This window comes from Novosphingobium sp. ERW19 (assembly GCF_012641315.1).
GTDB lineage: Bacteria > Pseudomonadota > Alphaproteobacteria > Sphingomonadales > Sphingomonadaceae > Novosphingobium.
Genome location: NZ_JABAIC010000012.1, coordinates 1 through 19293, shown reverse-complemented (window position 1 = coordinate 19293; position 19293 = coordinate 1). Strand labels below are relative to the sequence as shown.

At 63.8% G+C, this 19293-nt stretch carries 19 protein-coding genes and 1 tRNA gene; 10 read left to right on the top strand and 10 right to left on the bottom strand.

The annotated features are described in order from the left end of the window. Positions 1 to 103: 103 nt before the first annotated feature. Positions 104 to 1291 carry a glycosyltransferase family 1 protein gene (locus tag HGI46_RS18635; protein WP_168905383.1) on the top strand — a complete coding sequence of 396 codons (1188 nt, stop codon included), beginning with the start codon at positions 104 to 106 and terminating at the stop codon, positions 1289 to 1291. A 1-nt stretch (position 1292) separates the two neighbouring features. Here the strand turns inward: HGI46_RS18635 and HGI46_RS18630 are convergent, their stop codons facing one another. Next, the gene (locus HGI46_RS18630; protein WP_168905382.1) at positions 1293 to 1745 is read right to left on the bottom strand and encodes a hypothetical protein; all 453 of its coding nucleotides are present in this window, start codon (positions 1743 to 1745) and stop codon (positions 1293 to 1295) included. Between the two features lie 86 nt (positions 1746 to 1831). After that, positions 1832 to 2488 carry a PadR family transcriptional regulator gene (locus tag HGI46_RS18625; protein ID WP_118074817.1) on the bottom strand — a complete coding sequence of 219 codons (657 nt, stop codon included), beginning with the start codon at positions 2486 to 2488 and terminating at the stop codon, positions 1832 to 1834. Between the two features lie 100 nt (positions 2489 to 2588). Between HGI46_RS18625 and HGI46_RS18620 the strand changes: the two genes are divergently transcribed. The 3 genes from HGI46_RS18620 to HGI46_RS18610 all read left to right on the top strand — a co-directional run bounded on the left by HGI46_RS18620 (position 2589) and on the right by HGI46_RS18610 (position 4922). Then, positions 2589 to 3911, top strand: a complete 1323-nt coding sequence (locus HGI46_RS18620) for a replication-associated recombination protein A (protein WP_168905381.1) — start codon at positions 2589 to 2591, stop codon at positions 3909 to 3911. Continuing rightward, on the top strand, positions 3908 to 4816 hold the full coding sequence (locus tag HGI46_RS18615; RefSeq protein WP_168905380.1) for a hypothetical protein: 909 nt from the start codon (positions 3908 to 3910) through the stop codon (positions 4814 to 4816). The genes HGI46_RS18620 and HGI46_RS18615 overlap by 4 nt, the downstream gene beginning before the upstream one ends. Positions 4817 to 4846: 30 nt before the next feature. Further along, positions 4847 to 4922 (top strand) — tRNA-Thr (locus tag HGI46_RS18610). Between the two features lie 4 nt (positions 4923 to 4926). Here the strand turns inward: HGI46_RS18610 and HGI46_RS18605 are convergent. Next, positions 4927 to 5160, bottom strand: a complete 234-nt coding sequence (locus tag HGI46_RS18605) for a hypothetical protein (protein ID WP_168905379.1) — start codon at positions 5158 to 5160, stop codon at positions 4927 to 4929. A 211-nt stretch (positions 5161 to 5371) separates the two neighbouring features. Between HGI46_RS18605 and hppD the strand changes: the two genes are divergently transcribed. From hppD to HGI46_RS18585, 4 genes are all read left to right on the top strand, one after another. Then, complete coding sequence (gene hppD / locus HGI46_RS18600) at positions 5372 to 6505, top strand: 4-hydroxyphenylpyruvate dioxygenase (protein ID WP_168905378.1); 1134 nt, start codon at positions 5372 to 5374, stop codon at positions 6503 to 6505. After that, positions 6502 to 7044: a VOC family protein gene (locus HGI46_RS18595; protein ID WP_168905377.1), complete on the top strand. Its 543-nt coding sequence runs from the start codon at positions 6502 to 6504 to the stop codon at positions 7042 to 7044. Before hppD ends, HGI46_RS18595 begins: the two co-directional genes overlap by 4 nt. 86 nt (positions 7045 to 7130) lie before the next feature. Further along, positions 7131 to 7652 (top strand): (2Fe-2S)-binding protein, encoded by a 522-nt coding sequence (locus HGI46_RS22485; protein ID WP_118074248.1) that lies wholly within the window; start codon positions 7131 to 7133, stop codon positions 7650 to 7652. Further along, the gene (locus HGI46_RS18585) at positions 7649 to 9961 is read left to right on the top strand and encodes a molybdopterin cofactor-binding domain-containing protein (protein WP_168905376.1); all 2313 of its coding nucleotides are present in this window, start codon (positions 7649 to 7651) and stop codon (positions 9959 to 9961) included. Before HGI46_RS22485 ends, HGI46_RS18585 begins: the two co-directional genes overlap by 4 nt. On the opposite strand, the gene HGI46_RS18580 is transcribed toward HGI46_RS18585, so the two are convergent. From HGI46_RS18580 to HGI46_RS18560, 5 genes are all read right to left on the bottom strand, one after another. After that, the gene (locus HGI46_RS18580; RefSeq protein WP_168905375.1) at positions 9958 to 11289 is read right to left on the bottom strand and encodes a family 1 glycosylhydrolase; all 1332 of its coding nucleotides are present in this window, start codon (positions 11287 to 11289) and stop codon (positions 9958 to 9960) included. The two genes, HGI46_RS18585 and HGI46_RS18580, sit on opposite strands and share 4 nt — an antisense overlap. Before the next feature lies 1 nt (position 11290). Then, positions 11291 to 12208: an alpha/beta hydrolase gene (locus tag HGI46_RS18575; RefSeq protein ID WP_168905374.1), complete on the bottom strand. Its 918-nt coding sequence runs from the start codon at positions 12206 to 12208 to the stop codon at positions 11291 to 11293. Positions 12209 to 12298: 90 nt separating this feature from the next. After that, complete coding sequence (locus HGI46_RS18570) at positions 12299 to 14677, bottom strand: TonB-dependent receptor (RefSeq protein ID WP_168905373.1); 2379 nt, start codon at positions 14675 to 14677, stop codon at positions 12299 to 12301. A 90-nt stretch (positions 14678 to 14767) separates the two neighbouring features. Then, positions 14768 to 15172 carry a DUF6379 domain-containing protein gene (locus tag HGI46_RS18565; protein WP_118074251.1) on the bottom strand — a complete coding sequence of 135 codons (405 nt, stop codon included), beginning with the start codon at positions 15170 to 15172 and terminating at the stop codon, positions 14768 to 14770. Continuing rightward, positions 15165 to 16082 carry a TIM barrel protein gene (locus HGI46_RS18560; protein ID WP_118074819.1) on the bottom strand — a complete coding sequence of 306 codons (918 nt, stop codon included), beginning with the start codon at positions 16080 to 16082 and terminating at the stop codon, positions 15165 to 15167. The genes HGI46_RS18565 and HGI46_RS18560 overlap by 8 nt, the downstream gene beginning before the upstream one ends. Positions 16083 to 16191: 109 nt before the next feature. Here HGI46_RS18560 and HGI46_RS18555 point away from each other — a divergent pair, with 109 nt between their 5' ends. Continuing rightward, complete coding sequence (locus tag HGI46_RS18555; RefSeq protein ID WP_240344712.1) at positions 16192 to 16842, top strand: TetR/AcrR family transcriptional regulator; 651 nt, start codon at positions 16192 to 16194, stop codon at positions 16840 to 16842. A 17-nt stretch (positions 16843 to 16859) separates the two neighbouring features. Here the strand turns inward: HGI46_RS18555 and HGI46_RS18550 are convergent, their stop codons facing one another. Both HGI46_RS18550 and HGI46_RS18545 read right to left on the bottom strand, forming a co-directional pair. Beyond that, positions 16860 to 17372 carry a PA2169 family four-helix-bundle protein gene (locus HGI46_RS18550; protein ID WP_168905372.1) on the bottom strand — a complete coding sequence of 171 codons (513 nt, stop codon included), beginning with the start codon at positions 17370 to 17372 and terminating at the stop codon, positions 16860 to 16862. Between the two features lie 157 nt (positions 17373 to 17529). Next, positions 17530 to 18342 (bottom strand): ferredoxin--NADP reductase, encoded by an 813-nt coding sequence (locus HGI46_RS18545; protein ID WP_168905371.1) that lies wholly within the window; start codon positions 18340 to 18342, stop codon positions 17530 to 17532. Between the two features lie 426 nt (positions 18343 to 18768). Between HGI46_RS18545 and HGI46_RS18540 the strand changes: the two genes are divergently transcribed. After that, the coding region (locus HGI46_RS18540; RefSeq protein WP_346766775.1) for an ATP-grasp domain-containing protein at positions 18769 to 19293 on the top strand (525 nt) is incomplete at its 3' end.

Sequence of the window (19293 nt, the reverse complement as noted above, 5' to 3'; positions counted from 1 at the left end):
TGCCGCGCGGCCCACGGCCGTGCTCTGTTCAGATCGCGCAAAAGTCGCGCAAATCCGTCGCCGTCACTCGCCATTCAGCTTCGGCCGGGCTATGGCGCAGCCGATGAGCGAGGCAAACTCCCCCTTCCCGACCGATCTTTCAAACCTGCGCGTCGCGTTGTTCAGCGGGAACTACAACTACGTCCGCGATGGCGCGAACCAGGCGCTGAACCGCCTCGTCGGCTATCTCCTGCGCCAAGGCGCGGATGTGCGCATCTATGCGCCCAAGGTCGAAGAGCCTGCCTTCGAGGCGACCGGCACGCTGATCGGCGTGCCCTCGTTCGCCATTCCCGGCCGTCCCGAATATCGCTTCCCGCTGGCCCTGTCTCCGCGCATCCGCCGCGATCTGGCCGAGTTTGCGCCCCATGTCGTGCACGTGTCCTCGCCCGATGTCGTCGCGCACCGCGCGGTCTCTTGGGCGCGACACCGCAGGCTGCCCATCCTCGCCTCGGTCCACACCCGGTTCGAGACCTATTTCCGCTACTACAACATGGCCTGGGCCGAACCCGTGGTCGAAGCCCTGATGCGCCGCTTCTACCGCCGCTGCGATGCCCTGGTCGCGCCATCGGAATCGATGGCGCAAGTGCTGCGCGACCAGCGCATGAACTACGACATCGACATCTGGTCACGCGGGGTCGATCGCGAGATCTTCCACCCCGGCGCTCGCAGTCTCGAATGGCGGCGCAAGTTCGGCATTGGCGATGACGAAGTGGTGATCGGCTTCCTTGGCCGCCTGGTCATGGAGAAAGGTCTCGACGTCTTTTCAGACTCGGTCGACCAACTGGTGCGCAAGGGCGTCAAGCATCGCGTGCTCGTGGTCGGCGAAGGCCCGGCGCACGAATGGTTTGCCGCCCGGCTGCCGGATGCTGTCTTCGCAGGGTTTCAGGGCGGGCACGATCTTGGCCGCGCCGTGGCGAGCATGGACGTGCTGTTCAATCCTTCGGTCACCGAAACGTTCGGCAATGTCACGCTTGAAGCGATGGCCTGCCGCGTGCCGGTGGTTGCCGCAGCGGCGACCGGAAGCCAGAGTCTCGTCGACGACAACGTATCGGGCCGACTGATCACGCCCGGAGCGGTGCGCCAGTTTGCCGAGGCGCTACGCTGCTATGTGGAAGATGCCGGGCTTCGCGCGCGCCATGGCATGGCAGGCGAGGAACGCAGCCTCGATTTCTCCTGGGACCGGATCAACCAGGCGGTCGCCGATACCTACCTCAGGTTGGTGCGCCAGAAGGCCAAGGCAAGCCGGCGCTGATTTAGCGCAGGACCCCCGCTGCCTTCATCCGGCTCGCATACCACAGGAAGAAAACGAGCGAGCCCCAGATCAGGAAGTTCATCGCCATCATGGCGCCCGAGTTCATGGATGCGGGCATCGTGCTGTCGAGAAAGTGCGAAAGCTGGCTTACGGCAAGGCCAACCAGCGAAACCGCAAACGCCGTCACCGCGTGGCGCGAACGCAACAGCAGCAGGAGCGAACCCGCCAGCGAGCCCCAGACGCCAAGCGCCCAGAACGCGCTGAGCCAGGCGGGCATGGCCAGCATGTAGGCGACCTCGGCTTGAGTCATGCCGACAGAGTTCATGTAGCCGAGCGGGTCGAGCTTGCTCATCGCGTAATCGACGCAACCAAAGCTGTTCCACAACAGACTGATCACACCGACAGCCCAGAGATGGCCCGGAGTCTTCACGGGATCGTCTTGCAGGTTATCCATGGGTCCTCTCCCCCTGTTACCCGGGGAGAGGATATCATGGCCCAATGCATCCTCAAAGCGGCGCGAAAGCGCGGATTCATGGAGCATCAGAGGCGTTCGATCCTGCGTGCGGCCTCGTCGAGGATATCGGCGATGGCATGGGCGGTCTCGGTATCGAAGCCCTGCGCCATGACGCGATTGCGCACGGCTGCGTGAAGATTGCCCATGGCACGGCGCACCGGCGGACTGTCCGCACGGTCGCGCTGTTCGCCCAGCGCCTTGAGGCGACCCAGGATCGCGTCGAGTTCGGCGTCCTTGCCATGGAGCTCGGCACGGCCTGCGTCGGTCACGGCGAAGGCCTTGCGTGGCCCCTCTCCGGCTTCCTCGGCGATCAGGCCCTCGTCGACCAGAAGGTTTAGCGTGGGGTAGACCACGCCCGGACTGGGCGCATATTCGCCGCCTGCAAGCTCACCGATCGCGCGGATCAGATCATAGCCATGGCGCGGCTGCTCGGCGACGAGGTGAAGCAGCAGCAGGCGCAGTTCGCCACCGGCAAACATCCGTCCGCCCCGGCGACCACCACCACCGCGACCACCCCGGCCGCCCCCGAACGGACTGCCCCCGAACGGGCCATCTTCGCCAAAGGCACCGCCCTTCCCGAACGGACCGCCAAAGCGTCCGCCCATCATGGCCATCATCTTGATGGCGTGCCGGCCATGGCCATGGCCGCGACCATTGCCGTGCCGACCTCTTTCGATTCTCATGTGTTCATATCCTTTCATGATGCGTCTAAGATATATCTTAATGCGACATTGGCAAGTGGGCAGGTGCAATTTTTCTCAGCCCGTCCTATCTCGGTGACCGATGGCTGATCTCTTCGCCCCGCCTCCGCAGGACCGCCCCCCGCCCGAAGCCAGCGCCGAAGCGCCGCTGGCGGATCGGCTGCGCCCGCGCGACCTGACCGAGGTGATCGGGCAGGATCATCTGACCGGCGAGGCAGGCGCGATCGGGCGGATGGTTGCGGCGGGCAAACTGACATCGATGATCCTGTGGGGTCCGCCCGGCACCGGCAAGACCAGCATTGCGCGCCTGCTCGCCGAGGCCGTGGGCATGCGCTATGTCGCTATCAGCGCGGTGTTTTCCGGCGTGGCCGATCTCAAGAAAGCCTTTGCCGAAGCGGAAGCCATGGCACTGGCCGGACGGCGCACGCTGCTGTTCGTTGACGAGATCCACCGCTTCAACCGCGCGCAGCAGGACGGTTTCCTGCCGTTCGTGGAGAACGGCACGGTAACGCTGGTCGGCGCGACGACCGAGAACCCCAGCTTCGCGCTCAACGCCGCACTGCTCAGCCGTGCGCAGGTGTTGATCCTGCATCGCCTCGATGCCGCCGCGCTGGGCACACTGCTCGACCGCGCTGAAGACATCACAGGCCTGCGCCTTCCCCTTACCCCGCCTGCCCGCGAAGCACTGGTGGCTTCTGCCGATGGCGACGGGCGCTTCCTGCTCAACCAGGCGGAAATGCTGTTTGACGTGTCGCTGCCCGCACCACTTGATCCCGAGGGGCTGGGCAAGTTCCTGATGCGGCGCGTGGCGGTCTACGACAAGGACCGCGAGGGGCACTACAACCTCATTTCCGCCCTGCACAAGGCGGTGCGCGGCTCAGACCCGCAGGCAGCGCTCTATTACATGGCACGCATGCTGGTGGCAGGCGAAGAGCCGCTTTACGTGCTGCGACGGCTGGTGCGCATGGCGGTCGAAGACATCGGCATGGCCGATCCGCAGGCACTGGTGCAGTGCCTTGCCGCCAAGGATGCCTACGAGTTCCTCGGCAGCCCCGAGGGCGAACTGGCCATAGTGCAGGCCCTGCTCTACATCGCCACCGCGCCCAAATCGAACGCCGCCTACATGGCGCACAAGGCTGCGTGGAAATCCGCGCGCGATACCGGATCGCTGATGCCACCAGCGAACATTCTCAACGCGCCGACCAAGCTGATGAAGGACATCGGCTATGGCAAGGGCTACCAATACGACCACGATGCCGAGGACGGCTTTTCCGGCGACAATTACTGGCCTGAAGGCATGGCACCGCAGACCTACTATGCCCCGGTCGAACGCGGGTTCGAACGTGAAGTGGCCAAGCGCCTCGATTGGTGGGAACGCAAGCGCCGCGAGCGCCAGGGCGAATGACGCTTGACCGCTTTGGCGACCGTTTCGGTGACCGTTTCGGGAGGCGATTCGGCCATTTCGTCGCCATCGACTGGTCAGGGGCGGCAGGCGAGCGGCACAAGGGCATTGCCGTGGCGCTGGCCACGCGCGGGACGGCGACGCCGCGCATCGTCCGGCCGGGCCATCGCTGGTCACGCTGCGAAGTCCTTGCCTACCTGCGCGATGAGCTGCCGGACGATACGCTGGTCGGCATGGACCTCGGCATCGCCCTGCCCTTTGCAGACCGGGGCGCATTCTTTCCCGGCTGGCCGGACAGTCCCGGCAGCGCGCGCGAGCTTTGGGCGCTGATCGACGCGATATGCGCCGATGAACCGCATCTTGGCGTCTCGGCGCTGGTCGACCATCCTGATCTTTCCACCTACTTCCGTCGCCATGGCGGCCGCGAAGGCGGGCAATTCGGCGGGGGTCAGGGCCGCTTCCGGGTGACCGAGGCAGCGCAACGGCGCATGGGTTGCAAACCCTATTCGAACTTCAATCTGGTCGGCGCAGCGCAGGTCGGCAAGTCAAGCCTGTCGGGGATGCGCCTCCTGCACCGGCTGGCAGACCGGGCCAGCGTCTGGCCGGTGGACGGCCTGCCCGCCAAGGGACCGGTGATCTGCGAGATCTACACCACCATTGCCGCCATGGCCGCGGGGAGAACTGCGTCGCGTTCGAAGATGCGATCGGCGGGCGAACTGGACGATGCCCTGGCGGTCATCGGCTGCGCGCCATCCGGGCTTGCCGGCCCGCTTGATGATCACACCTGCGACGCCATCCTGACCGCTGCGTGGCTGCGCGAGGCGGCCCACGATCCCGGGCTGTGGCGCCCGCGCGAACTTTCCGACGAAATTGCCCTCGCCGAGGGCTGGACGTTCGGTGCGGTCTGAGGCAAGGGAGCGCAATGCGCATCGCGCAGGGCCGGCTTAGCTCAGTTGGTAGAGCACCTGATTTGTAATCAGGGGGCCACGGGTTCGAATCCTGTAGCCGGCACCATTTTTCAGCGGTCGTTGTGTGCGAACCGGCCGAGCAGGCGCTCGAGCCGTTGCAGCTCCTCGTTGCGCAGGGTCGCGATTTCCTGGAAAATCTCCGCGAGTTCCGGCGAGTCCAGCGCCGTTGCAAGATCCGAAAGCATCACGTTGTCGTCACTGTTGACGGCAAAAGCCTGCCGCAGATGTGCGGCAATTTCATCGAGCCGTTGATCGCTCAAATTGGGCGAGGCGCTACCAGGCATGGTTCCTGATACCATAAACGCCCGAAATTGCGAATAATTCCACGCACGCAGCAGACCTCAGCAATGCCACGTCCTGACGTGAGGACGGCGCGTGGTCGAAGAAGCTGATCGGAAGCAACAAGATTTATGGCGACAACGCTCCGCAAATCTGGTATAAATTGAAACTACTTTTACAGCCCTTCGCTGCCTGCAGTTTCGATCGGAGAGTTCCTTGAGCCAGCACCAACCCACGAAAGACCTGTTCGAAAACCCGCTTGGCCTCGACGGCTTCGAATTCATCGAGTTTTCCGCACCCGAGGCCGGCACGCTCGAACCGGTATTCCAGCGGATGGGCTTTACCCGCATCGCCAACCATCGCTCAAAGGCGGTGCAACTGTGGCGGCAGGGTGGCATCAACCTGATTGCGAACTACGAGCCGCGCAGTCCCGCGGCCTACTTTGCGGCCGAACACGGACCTTCGGCCTGTGGCATGGGCTGGCGCGTGCGCAACGCGGCCAAGGCCTATGCCACGGCGATCGAACGTGGCGCGGAACCCGTCGAAGTGCGCACCGGACCGATGGAACTGCGCCTGCCGGCCATCCGTGGCATCGGCGGTTCGATCATCTACCTGATTGACCGCTACGAGGGCGGCGCGTTCGGCGACCTTTCGATCTACGACATTGACTTCGAATACCTGCCGGGGGTGGACCGTCATCCCGTTGGCGCCGGTTTCCACACGATCGATCACCTCACCCACAACGTCTATGGCGGGCGCATGGCGCACTGGGCGGCGTTCTACGAGCGCGTGTTCGGCTTCCGCGAGATCCGCTATTTCGACATCAAGGGCGAATATACCGGCCTCACCAGTCGCGCCATGACGGCGCCCGACGGGAAGATCCGCATTCCGCTCAACGAAGAAGGCGCCAAAGGAACCAATGGGGCCGGCGGCGGGCAGATCGAGGAATTCCTGCGCGCCTACAACGGCGAGGGCATCCAGCACATCGCCTTTGCCAGTGATGACCTTCTCGGCGGTTGGGACAAGCTGAAGGCCATCGGCACGCCGTTCATGTCGCCTCCGCCGGACACGTATTACGAGATGCTGGATGAGCGCCTGCCTGGCCACGGCGAGCCGGTCGACGAGTTGCAGCGCCGTGGCATCCTGCTCGATGGCTCGACCGAACAGGGCGATCCGCGTCTGCTGCTGCAGATCTTTTCGGAAACCCAGATCGGCCCGGTTTTCTTCGAGTTCATCCAGCGCAAGAAGGACGAGGGCTTTGGCGAAGGCAACTTCACCGCGCTCTTCAAGTCGATGGAGCGCGATCAGATGCGCCGGGGCGTCCTGCAGGTCGAGGAGACGGCGGAATGATCCCGCAGATCAAGCGCATCCACCATGTCGCCTATCGCTGCCGCGACGCCAAGGAAACGGTCGACTGGTACGAGCGCGTGATGGGCATGCGCTACACCACCGCCTTTGCCGAGGACAAGGTGCCCTCCACCGGCGAAGACGATCCCTACATGCACGTCTTCCTCGACTGCGGGGGCGGCAACGTGCTGGCCTTTTTCGAGCTGCCGAACCAGCCCGAGATGGGCAAGGACCCAAATACCCCTGCATGGATCCAGCATATCGCCTTCGAGGTGGAGGACGAGGACGCCCTGCAGGCCGCCAAGGCTCATCTCGAAGCCGAAGGCGTGGACGTGCTCGGGCCGACCTACCACGGCATCTTCCGCTCGATCTACTTCTTCGATCCCAACGGCCACCGGCTCGAACTGGCCTGCAACATCGGCACGGCAGAGCAATATGCCAAACTGGCCGACCTCGCGCCGGTCATGCTGGAGGAATGGAGCAGGACCCGACGCGCACCCCGCCACGCCGACTGGCTGCACAAGGACCCGGCGACGGCCTGAATAAAGGAACAGGGCCGCGCCCTCCCTTGCTGTTCAAAGGCGGAATTTGCCGATAGAACAGTCCATTCACGGTGGGGGAGTTTGGTGTGACCAGGATCGTCGTCAACGGGCAGCAGCGCGAGGTGAAGGCCTCGCCGGACACGCCGCTGCTCTATGTGCTGCGCAACGAGCTTGGCGTGATGGGCGTCAAGTTCGGCTGCGGCCTCGCGCAATGCGGGGCTTGCTCAGTCCTGCTCGGCGACGAGGAAGTGCGCGCCTGCGTAACGCCTGTGGCGGCGGTAGAGGGCAAGCCGGTCACCACGGTTGACGGGCTGCCCGCGCGCTGGGCCGAGAAGAAGGGCCTCGCGCCCGACCCGCAGAGACTGCACCCGGTCCAACAGGCCTGGGTGGACGAACAGGTGCCGCAATGCGGGATCTGCCAGTTCGGCATGATGATCAAGGTCACGGAACTGCTCGAGGCGAACCCCAAGCCGACCGACGCGGATATCCGCGAAGCGCTGACCAACTCCGGCCCCTCGCCACACTTGTGCCGCTGCGGCAGTTATGCGGCGATCCTCGAAGGCGCGCACCGCGCGGCCAAGCTGATGGCCGAAGGAGGCGCGGCATGAGCGCAGCCCTCGACATCAACGGCGCAAGGCTGTCCCGCCGCGCGTTCATCGGCACCGGCGGGGCGCTTGCCGTCGCGGTAAGCCTGCCGGTCAAGGCATCGGCCACCGCCGCGCCCGCATCGCTCGATGCCAGTGCACCCGCCAACTGGATCGAACTGTTGGCCGACGGCACGGTCACGATCCGCACCGGCAAATGCGATTTCGGCCAGAGCAGCGTTAACACGGCCTATCGTCAGATCGTCGCCGAGGAACTCTGCGTCCCGCTCTCGGCGATGACGACCGTGATCACCGGAGACACCGACCGCACGCCAGACGGCGGCGGCACGTTCTGGCTGCTCGGCTATGTCCAGAACCTGCGCAAGGTTGCCGCCTACATGCGCGAGGCCGCGCTGGAACTCGCAGCGGGCAAGCTTGGGGTCGATCGCAAGGCCTTGAGTGTCAAGGACGGCGTCATCTCTGGCGGCGGCAAGGCGATCAGCTATGCCGATCTGGTCAAGGGCCAGGACCTCAAGCTGACGATCCCGGTCGAGGGCGAATTGACCAGCCCGATGGGCCTCACGGTCAAGGGCGAGCCGCCGCTGAAGCCCGTGTCCGAATACACCATCATCGGCAAGCCTTCGGCCAATCCGATGACCCGGCCCAAGGTTTCGGGCGAAGCGGTCTGGGTCGGCGACGTCAAGCTGCCAGGCATGCTCCACGCCCGCACCATCCACCCCGCGACGCTCGGCTCGAAGCTGGTCAAGGCCGGGAAGCTCGATGGCGCGCAGTACCCGGGCGCGCGACTGGTGACGATCGGCAACCTGCTCGCCGTCGTCTCGCCCGACGAGTGGGAGGCGGTGCAAGCCGCACAAGCCGTTGCCGCCGAGACGCAGTGGAGCGACTGGCAGGGCCTGCCCGGCCATGAAGGGCTGGCCGACCACCTGCGCTCGAAGGCTGACTGGACAACATTCCCGTCACGCGATGGCGCGGCCAACAAGGGCGAGCCGGAAAAGGTGTCTGCCGTGCGCCAGCACAAGGCATCGTATTTCCTGCCCTATCACAAGCACGCCCCGATCAGCCCGATGGTGACGCTGGCCGATTACCGCCCGGACGGATCGGTCACGCTGCACACCCTCAGCCAGAACCCTCAGCACTTGCGCCACATGATCGCCAAGATGCTGGGCGTGGGCGAGGACAAGGTGGTGGTGCGCACCTATCCCGGATCGGGCCACTATGGCCGCTCCAATGGCGGCAGCGCAGGGAGCGAGGACGAAGCCGTGCTTCTTTCGCGCGAACTGGGCCGGCCGGTGCGGGTGCAGTGGATGCGCGCGGACGAGATGCAGTGGACCACGCAATCCTCCTGCGCACTGGCCGATATCGCGATCAAGCTCGACAAGGATGGGCGGATCGCGGGGTACGCAGCCGAACACCGCGTGCCGCCGATGCAGGATGACCGCCTTGTCGGTGCTATCCTTGCAGGACTGCCGGTGATCGATTCCCCTGCCCCCGTCACCAAGGACCTTTTCCAGAACGGCGTCAACGAGATGCAGGATATCTGGGTCTACGGCAACGTCCCCGCCGTGCGCGAGAAGGCGATGAGCACCTGGCAGATCGGCGAGAAGGAATCGCCGATCGCCGTGGGCTTGCGTGACCATTCGATGCGCACGCCGATCCAGTTCCAGCAAAACTTCCCGCGCGAACTGGCGATGAGCGAGGCAGCCATGCTTGCCGGCAAGGATGCGCTGCAATTCCGGCTCGACCACGTTACCGACCCGCGCTTCAAGGCGATCATCGAGAAGCTTCGGACCGAAGCCGATTGGGACAGCCGTCCCTCACCCGCGCCCGGCGCGCGCGCCAGCGGCAAGGGCGTGGTAAAGGGCCGTGGCATGTCGATCATGCTGCGCGACAACGGCTACTGGGCCTGCGCCGCGCACGTTGCGGTCACACCGGAGACCGGTGAGGTCAAGGTCGAGCGGATGACCATGGTTGCCGACGTCGGCATCGTCATCAATCCGCTGCAGTTACGCCGCCAGATTCAGGCGGGCTGCCTGATGGGCGTCAGCCAGGCGCTGCATGAGGAAGTCAGCTTCGATCGCGGCGCGATCACCGCCGCAGACTGGGCAAGCTACCCGATCCTGACCATGGCCGAAGCGCCTGAAATCAAGGTGGTGTTCGAAACCAACCTTGCTGCGGGCAACTACGGTCAGGGTTCGGAAAGCGCCAATGCGCTGGCAGGCCCGGCGATAGCAGCAGCCGTGCTCGACGCCACCGGCAAGCCGGTTCGCCGCCTGCCGCTTCGACCGGAATACGTCAAAGCGGCGCTGGCCTAGAGCGAGTTCTTTCGCGCGATCGAGCCCAGCACTTCGGCGCTGGGCTTGGCCGTGCGCTTGAAGGTTTCGCGGTCGAACGAATGCAGCCCGAAGCGGTGGTGATAGCCGAAGCCCCACTCGAAGTTGTCGATAAGCGACCAGTGGAAGTAACCGCGCACCGGCACGCCATCGTCCATCGCCCGCTTCAATTCGGCAAGCGCGGCGGGGATAAGCCATTGCCGCAGGGCATCGTCCTCGGAATTGACGCCGTGTTCGGTCACATAGACCGGAAGCTTCGTCACCTCGTGGGCATAGCGCACGGCGCCCGCCAGTGAGCCCGGCCAGACCTCGATCCCGCCCGCATTGCGACGTGCATCGGCAGGCGCAGGCAGCGGCCCCTTGTCGTTCCACACCTTGCGCTCGTAATTCTGCACGCCAATGAAATCGCAGGTCTCGCGCGCCAGACGCAGCCACTCGTTGTAGTAGCGCTCGCGGATCTGGTCGCGCATCGAGTTCTTGCCGACGGCCTGATCGTCAAGCATCGCAAGGCTCACGCCAACCGGAAGGTCAGGCCGAACCGCCTTGATCGCAGCGAGGCCCCGGCGATGGCCTTCCATCATGTTGGCGCGGTAGGTCTTCGGGTCCTTGATGTAGAGCGAGACGCCCGGCGTATAGAGCGGGACGCCAAGCTGCTTCGCGGCGGCTTCCTGCGTCGCCTTGTCACCCGCCAGCAACTGCGGCGGCAGGATCTCTCCGATCACGCCAGCAAGGTTGGGTTCGTTGAGCGTGGTCGCAAGCTCGATGCCGGCAGCCAGGTGCCGCGCGGCGCGATCGCAGAAGCGGGCGAACAAAGCTGGCGATTCCGGACTGTGCCATCCGCCCTTGGCCGCGAACCAGCGCGGCGTGGTGAAGTGGTTGAAGGTAACGACCGGCTTGAGGCCACGCGCCCGACATCCTTCGATCATCGCCTTGTAGTGATCGAGCATGGCGTTGGAGAAATGACCCTCGTCCGGCTCGATCCGCGCCCATTCAAGGCTGAAGCGATAGGAATTCAGGCCCATCCCCTTTACCAGATCGAGATCGACCGGCCACAGCTCAAAGCTATTGGCCGCATCGCCCGAGCGATCGGCGAAGATCGTGCCGGGAACGTTCTCGATAACCCACAGGTCGGCGTTGAGGTTGTTGCCCTCGATCTGGTGCGCAGCGGTCGCCGCGCCCCACAGGAAGCCGTCGGGGAACTTCGGATCCATTGGCCTGATCTTCGCAGCCCGTGCCAGCGCGGTGCCGCCGGCCAGAGCGGAAACTCCCAGAGCCACGGCCGAAGCCATCACACTGCGACGATCGATCATCCTACTTCTTCTCCGTTGCCAGCAGGCCTTGCGTGCGCATCCACCGGTACATCAGGTCAAGCCAGCCTTCCTCGGGCGAGCCGACAGGTCCAGCCCCGAAGCCATGGCCGCCTGAGGAAAACAGGTGGAACTCGATGGACTTGCCCGCCGCACGATAGCTGTCCAGCAGCAGCAGTCCCTTCTCGCGCGCCAGCAGGAAGTCGTCGGCGGCAATCGCCACGAACATCGGCGGCGCATCGGCAGGCACGGTCATGGCAGCCATGTTGGGATAGATCGGCGCGGCGAAGTCCGGGCGGTCGGCGCCGCCCTTCTCCACCACGCTGCGGGTGAGGAAACCACCAGCGGAAAAGCCCATGAACCCGACCCTCTTCGGATCGATCCCGAACTGCGCGGCGTTCGCGCGCACATGTCGCAGCGCAGCTATGCCGTCGGCCAGAGCCTCCGCAGGCGTTTCGGCAGGCGGCGCGAAAGCGGCCTTCTGCCCGGAAATCATCTTGTCGAGTTCCGCCACAAAGACCTTCTGGTCGGGCGGCGTCGACAAGGTGCGGTATTTGAGAACGAAGGCCGTCACGCCATGGTTGGCGAACCAGCGCGCGACTTCCCAGCCTTCCTTGTCCATCTCGAGGCCGAGGAACGCACCACCGGGAGCGATGATGACGGATGCCGGGGATGGCTTGCCCACGGGCTGGAACACGGTCAGCGTCGGCCGGGTGACGTTGCGCACGGCATAGCGGCCGTTGTCGCTGGGATGCCAGACCTCGCGATCCGCCTTTTCGGCAGTCTGCAGTGTGATGGTGTTGGGTTGCGTGGGCGCAGCAACCGTTTCGGTTGAGATGCCTGTCTGCGCGTAGACCGACGAAGCCCCTGTGAGCACGAGACTGAGGCAAAGCATCGAGCGCCGAACTGTGCGAACGGTCATCAGGTCCATCCTTATCCGGAACTGCTCCGGTCTCGGCCGGATGCAGCAGAAAGTGGGGCCGCCACCCTGCAGTAGCGACCCCTTATCACATCAGAAGCTGATGCCGGCACGAACGCCGATAGTGCGGACCGATTCAAAGCTGAAGCGCTGGTTGAGCGTCAGCACCGGCGGAGCAACGCCGACCGGGTTGGCATCGCCACCGTCCGAACCGACAGAGATCGGACGGATCTCGTTCGTGCAGTTCTTGCAGAACAGGCTGATGGTCCAGTTGTCCGCCTTCACGCCGGCGCGCAGGTCGATCGTGTCCCAGGTGGGGATGATGAACGGTGCGCCGATGCCGGCCGACTGCGGTGAGCGGTGATAGTATCCGATCCCGAACTGCGCTTCGAGGCCATCGGAGATCGGCGCAGCATATTCCGCGCCGAGCGTCGCGGTGAACTTCGAGGACAGCGGCAGCTGGTACCCCTTGGCGTTGAACGTGCCGACGAAGCCGGGGAGCGACGAGTTGATGTCGGCCTTGCAACCGCCGGTCGTCTGCGTCGGGTAGCACTGCGCGCCCGGATAATCGTCGAACGTCGCATCGGCATAGGACGCCGAACCCGACAGGGTCAGGCCTTCGAACGGCCGTGCCTGGAACGAGAAGTCGATGCCCTTGGTCGTTGCCGTAGCCGCGTTGCCGAGCACGAAGGTGCGCAGCGCCTGCACGAACGCCTGAACCTGCAGGTCATAGAACTTCGTGTAGAAGCCCGAGAGGCTGAAGGTCACCGCGCCGTCGAGAGCCTTGCCCTTGATGCCAAGTTCACCACCGCGCGAAATTTCCGGACGAACCGCGAGGTCTGCGTTCGGAGCAGGTGCGGTATTCGAGAAGCCCGGTCCCTTGAAGCCTTCGCCGTAGAAGCCGTAGACCATCAGGTCAGGCGTCGCCTGCCAATCGAAGCCCAGCTTGTAGCTGAGATCGGTGGCGTCGGTGCTCTGGTCGGCCACATTCTTCTTCACGCCGAGCGTGACGAAGTAGTTGCCGAAATTCTCCCGCAGGTTGATCTGCGCCTTTTCGTAGGTCAGGCGCGCGCCTGCAGTCAGCTTGAACGTGTCAGTCAGCTGGTAGCCGAGCTGGCCGAACGCAGCGTAGCTGTCGTTCTGCAGGCGGTACTGGAAGTCCTGACCGAGGAACGAGCGGTTGTTCACGCCACACGCGGGCGGCGGTCCCGCCGTGACGGTTGCGCCGATGCAGAACGGGAAGCCGACGGCCACGAAATCGGGAACGCCGTTGTTGCCGCCGCGGAAGCCCGAGTTGTTGCCCACGGAGCGGTAGTAATAAAGCCCGAACTGGCCGGTCAGGGCATTGCCGCTCGGCAGGGCAAGGCGCAGCTCCTGCGAGTACTGGTCATACTTCTGGTTCGCACCATTGAAGCTGAAGAAGTTGAACGGGGTCTGGTCGGAATCGAACTGGAAGTCGACCTTGGCCTGCTTCCACGCGGTGATGCTGCTCAGCTCCATGCCGTTACCAAGCTGCAGGCTGATGTTGGCCTGGAGACCGCCGGTATCGCTGTCACGGAAGTTTGGCGCTTCTGCAGCGAAGTTCAGGTTCTCCGTACCTGCCACAAGGCCACGTGCCGGGTACTGGCTGCCGGGGCCGAACTGGCGGAAGGTGATGTCATAGCGGCCAGTGATGCCGCGCTGACGGTTGTAGTCGCCAATCACGTAGACCGAGAGGTTGTCGGTCGGCTCGAACAGCAGCTTGGCGCGCAGGCCGAGGTTCTCGAGACCGAGGTCGTTGCGAACGCTCGGGTTGACCTTGCCGACAGTGATCGGATCCTGATCGCTGTAGATGGCGTTGAGACGCAGCGCCGCCTTGTCACCCAGCGGAGCGTTGACGGTCGAGCGGATCTGGTAGCCGGTGCCGTCGTCGCCCGGGCGCGCACGCTGCACGAGTTCGCCGTCGGCGCTGAAGGAAAATTCGCCCAGCTTGGGCTTGTTGGTGGTGATGTTGACCAGACCGGCCGAAGCATTCTTGCCGAACAGCAGGCCCTGCGGCCCGTTCAGCACTTCGACGCGAGCAACGTCGTAGAACGCATTGGCGGCATATTCACGGTTGCCGAGCACCACATCGTCGATCACCTGCGACACGCTGGCTTCGACGGTATTCGAGAACGTGGCCGTGCCGACGCCGCGGACCGAGAAGGTGTTGTCCTGTGCCACCTGAAGGCTCGGCGCAAGCTTGGTCACGGCAGTGAGATCGTTGGCGCCGCGCTGGATCAGCTGCTCTGCTCCGACCACGGTCACGCTGACCGGAACCTTCAGCACATTCTCGCTGCGGCGCTGTGCGGTGACAATGATCTCGCCTGGCGCCGAGGCCTCATCGGCCGCCTGATCGTCTGCAGCCTGCGCGAAAGCCGGGACCGACGAGAACAGCGCAATGGCTGCAAATGATGCCGACTGGATCAGCCGGGTCTTCCTGTGAATGCTCATGAGCTTATCCTCCCACTCATTTGACCAACGCGGATGAGACTGATGCCCCGCCGGCCCGCGCGCCCGGCGTCTTGCCCTGAACGGTGGTGATCAGGGCAGGATGATCGTCGCGTGACGTTCGTTGCGGACGATGGCGGGCTGGAATTCAGGCGGGAAATAGGGGTGGCGGTAGCGGATCGCGCTGCCGACGAGATGAACCCCGCGCGTCAGGCCGCCTTCCTTCGGGACGACCACGGTGAAGTAGTCGCCCACGTAGAGACGCGTCTGCGTCGCTTCGTTCAGCTCCTCGCGGGTGTAGGCCTTTTCGCCAAGGCGGAACAGGTTGCCCTCGGCCGGATAGACCACTCCGTCGACGGTGATGTCCACGCCCTCGATCAGGCTCAACCGCGAGGAGCGGTAGTTGGCCTGACGGATGCGCACCTCGAAGCCGGTGCGGGCGCCCTCGGGCCCCACGTTGCGGAAGCCGGTGCTCTGGATATGGCTGCGCTCAAGCATTGGCCGTCTCCATGTTGGCGGCGTCGTATTCTTCTTCGAGCTTGCGGATCAGCGCGTGCTGGCGGCGCACCTGCTCGATCGCCACCCACGGGTCGCGCTTGCCTTCGTATTCGCTCGAAAGATAACCGGCGTAGCCCAGCTTCTTGAGCATCGGCACGATGCGCTCCCACGGGATCTGGTGGTCGTGCAGGTTCTCGTCGATGTTGTGGAACTTCGCCTGGATGAACGGCACGTACTGGATCACGTCGGCCAGATGCTCGACCGGCGTGTTGATGCCGTTGAGGAAGCTCAGCGCGCCCTTCTTGATCTCGTCGGTGATGCCGCCGCCCCAGTGATCGATCGGACGATCCTGGAAGATGCCGGTGTCGATCATCAGACCGAAGTTCTTCGTGCCAGTACGCTCGATGAACTCCACATAGGCATCGGTGACGGGATGGCGGATCGGCGTCGGCGAATGGATCTCGGGCAGGATCACCAGGTCGAGCTGGTGCGCCAGATCGAGATTGCGCTCGACCGCGCCTTCCCAGATCGGGTCGGGCGTCAGGTCATGATCAATAACGCCGAACTTGGGCCGGATAAACTTGAAGCCAAGCTTGTGCGCCAGACGCAGATCCTGCGCGATCTGCGCCGCGCCCTCTTCGACACTCATGTTACGATCAAGCTGGATGCGGGTGTCGACCCAGCAGGCGAAGTTCGTCGGCTCGAGCTGGTAGCGCTCAAGCTTGGCAAACCAGTCGTCGATCCACGCAACCGGGGGCTCCGGATAGAGTGGCACGCTCGTCTCGCCGAGGATTTCGATGCCGGTCGAACCAGTGTCGGCCACGTGATCGAACGCGTCGTCGAGCGTCATCACCGTGCCGAAGTCGTCGGTATAGCTGTACAGCGATACGCCGTACTTGAAGCTGCTCACGCTAACCTCTCCTGCCGCGGCGGCGTCCGGATTGACGCTATTGATCACCGCTTATTAAGGCACCTATTAATCGATGATCAATAGAAGCGCAAGAGGATGTGCAAGCGCCTTGCGCATTGCCGCCAAACCAAGCAAAGCTGCAGAAATGACGGGGAACACAGCGATACGGGAACGGCGGGGCAAGCCTTCGCACCGCGATGATCTACGCAGCGAGCTTCTCGCCGCCGCGTTTTCGTTCGTGGCGCGGGAGGGCCATGAGGGGTTGTCGATTCGCAAGCTGGCCGAAGAGATCGGCGTTTCCCCGGGCGCGCCGTATCACCATTTCCCGGATCGGCGGGCGCTGCTCGTTGCGGTTGCCCTCGAAGGCTATCGTCGGCTTTTTGCCGAAACCGAGCAAGCCGTCGCAAAGGCGCCAGAGGACGTGCTTTTCGCCAATCTGCTGCATTTCATCCGGTTTGCCGCCGCAAATCCGAACATGTTCGCGCTGATGTATGAAAGCGAACTGGTTCGCCCGCAGCTTGCGCCTGAGCTCGCTCCCCAACAGGAGGTCGGCTTCCAGATGCTTCGCCGCGAGGTCACGCGCGCCACGGGGCACCTGTCCGAGCGTGAACGCAGCCTGCGCATCGCCACGATCTGGAGCGCCATTTTCGGCTTTGCTCTGCAGACCAACCGGGCGATGCTGCGCGGCCACCCGGAGGAGCCAATGCCGGACGAACTAGCTCCCGAGATCGTCCGGCAGGCACTCAGGCTGATGGCCTGAGTTGAAAGGCTTTCGGCTTAGCCACCAAGTCCATGCTTCAGGGCGCTCATCTGGTCGTGCCCCTCGCGGACCGAACCCCAGGCCTCGTTGACGGCCTGGCTTGCGATTGCTGAAAGGTCGGCATTGTTCATCGCGGTTTCGAACTTCTCCTTGAGATAGTCCTCGCCGCGCTCGACCTCGTTGATGATTGCCTTGTCATCGCGGCCCATCACCGCTGCCTTGAGATCCACGAACGCGCGGTGGATGGAACCCATCGTCGAGCTGTCATCCTCGGGCTTGCCACCAAGCTGGCCGACCGCGGCCTGCAGCCTGGCGACAACCGACTGACGCTCGCGCGCACGGTCGAGAAACATGCGCCGGTACTGCTCGTTGTCGAGGTCCTCGGCCGACTTCTGGTAGCCCTCGACACTGTCGAGCAAGGTGGCAATCAACGTGTTGAGAACGGTGACATCGCCGTCGGGATCGCCGCCGGTCGCAGTCGTTCCGTTCATGGCAGATGAGGTGGTGTAGTTGGGGTTGCTCGAATCCATCTGGAGCTCTCCATGCAGGGGGGTCTGTGCTCCAAACGGTCAGCGCGCCCTGCAGGGTCCAGTCATTTCAATTGGTTGAGTACCATCATAACCTACGCGCAAGGCAGACCGTCGATTTTTCATTCTTCTTGCCGCGGCGCAGATACCGCGCGAATACCTAACCGACGAACGCCCTCTCGATCACGAAGTCCGCAGGCCGCGAATTGGACCCTTCAGCGAAGCCGCGCTCTTCCAGCATCGCCGTCAGCCCCTTGATCATTGCCATGCTGCCGCAAAGCATGACGCGATCGGTTGCCGGGTCGAGCGTCGCGGGGCCTTGCAGCCCGTCGAACAGCCGGCCGCTTTCGATCAGGTGCGGAATGCGCCCCTTGGTGTGGAACTCCTCGCGGGTCACCGTCGGCACATAGATCAATTGCAGCAGGGCCTGGTCCTGGACCAGCGGATCGCCTGCCAGATGGCCCTCAAGCTCTTCGCGATAGGCAAGGTCGGAAACGTCGCGCACGCAGTGGACTACGACGATCTGCCCGAAGCGCTCGTAAATCTCGGGATCGCGAACCAGCGACAGGAATGGTGCAAGTCCGGTACCGGTGGCGAACAGGAAAAGTCGCTTTCCCGGAGTAAGCGCATCGGCAACCAGCGTGCCCGTAGGCTTGCGCCCCAGCAGCACCGGATCGCCGATCTCGCAATGCTGCAGGCGTGACGTCAGAGGGCCATCGGGCACCTTGATCGACAGGAACTCGAGCTCCTCGCCCCAGGCCGGGCTGGCGATCGAATAGGCGCGCAGCAGCGGCTTGCCCTCGATCGGCAGGCCGACCATCACGAACTCGCCGGAGCGGAAGCGGAACGATGCAGGCCGCGTGATCGTGAAGCTGAAGAGGTGCGCATTCCAGTGGCGGACCGACTGGATCGTCTCGACGGTAAGCGTATTGGATTGGCCGAGCGCTGCCAGCGCCGCCTTGCGATCGCTCATCATGGAAAGCATCCCCGTATCGGAGGGGCAGGGTCTGCAGTTTGTCCTGCAGGAAAATACGTCCCTGATCTTTCCAGAAACCACGAATCGCTGGCCAGAGGCGATATGGTCTTTCGTGCAGGTAACGTAACGTAAGCGGCCAATGCCGCAGTGCGGGATAGTTGCAAATCGGAGATTCGCAAGTTTGCGGAATTGCATTTGACAGGCCATCCGCCGGAATGCACGGAGGCTGCGCGGAAGGCCGCTCGGCTAACCTGTTCTGTCGGAAATTCCGTACCAACGGAGAGTTCCGACCAGCCAGATGGCTGCAAGTGCAGGATGGTGAGCGCACCTTCACGAACTTTGCACCAGTCTGAAAGGGCAGCGGTCTTCGTGTCCCCTGAACGCTGGTGGTCGATATGGCGCTCGGCGCCAAGGAGATGTTGAATGAACGTCCATGAGTACCAGGCGAAGGAACTGCTTGCGAAGTTTGGTGTCGGCATTCCGGCGGGGATCGCGGCGCTGACGGTTGAGGAAGCGGTTGCTGCGGCCAAGCAGCTTCCCGGGCCGCTTTATGTCGTGAAAGCGCAGATCCATGCGGGCGGTCGCGGCAAGGGCAAGTTCAAGGAACTGCCGGCTGATGCCAAGGGCGGCGTGCGCCTGGCCAAGAGCGTCGAGGAAGTCGAAGCCTTTGCCAAGGAGATGCTCGGCAACACCCTCGTGACGGTGCAGACCGGCGAGGCGGGCAAGCAGGTCAACCGCCTCTACATCACCGATGGCGTTGATATCGCGAAGGAATACTACCTGTCGATGGTGGTGGACCGCGCTTCGAGCCGCGTTGCCATGATCGTCTCGACCGAAGGCGGCATGGACATCGAAGAAGTCGCTCACTCGACGCCGGAAAAGATCGCCACGATCACGATCGATCCGGCCGAAGGCTTCATGCCGCACCACGGCCGCGCTGTCGGCTAT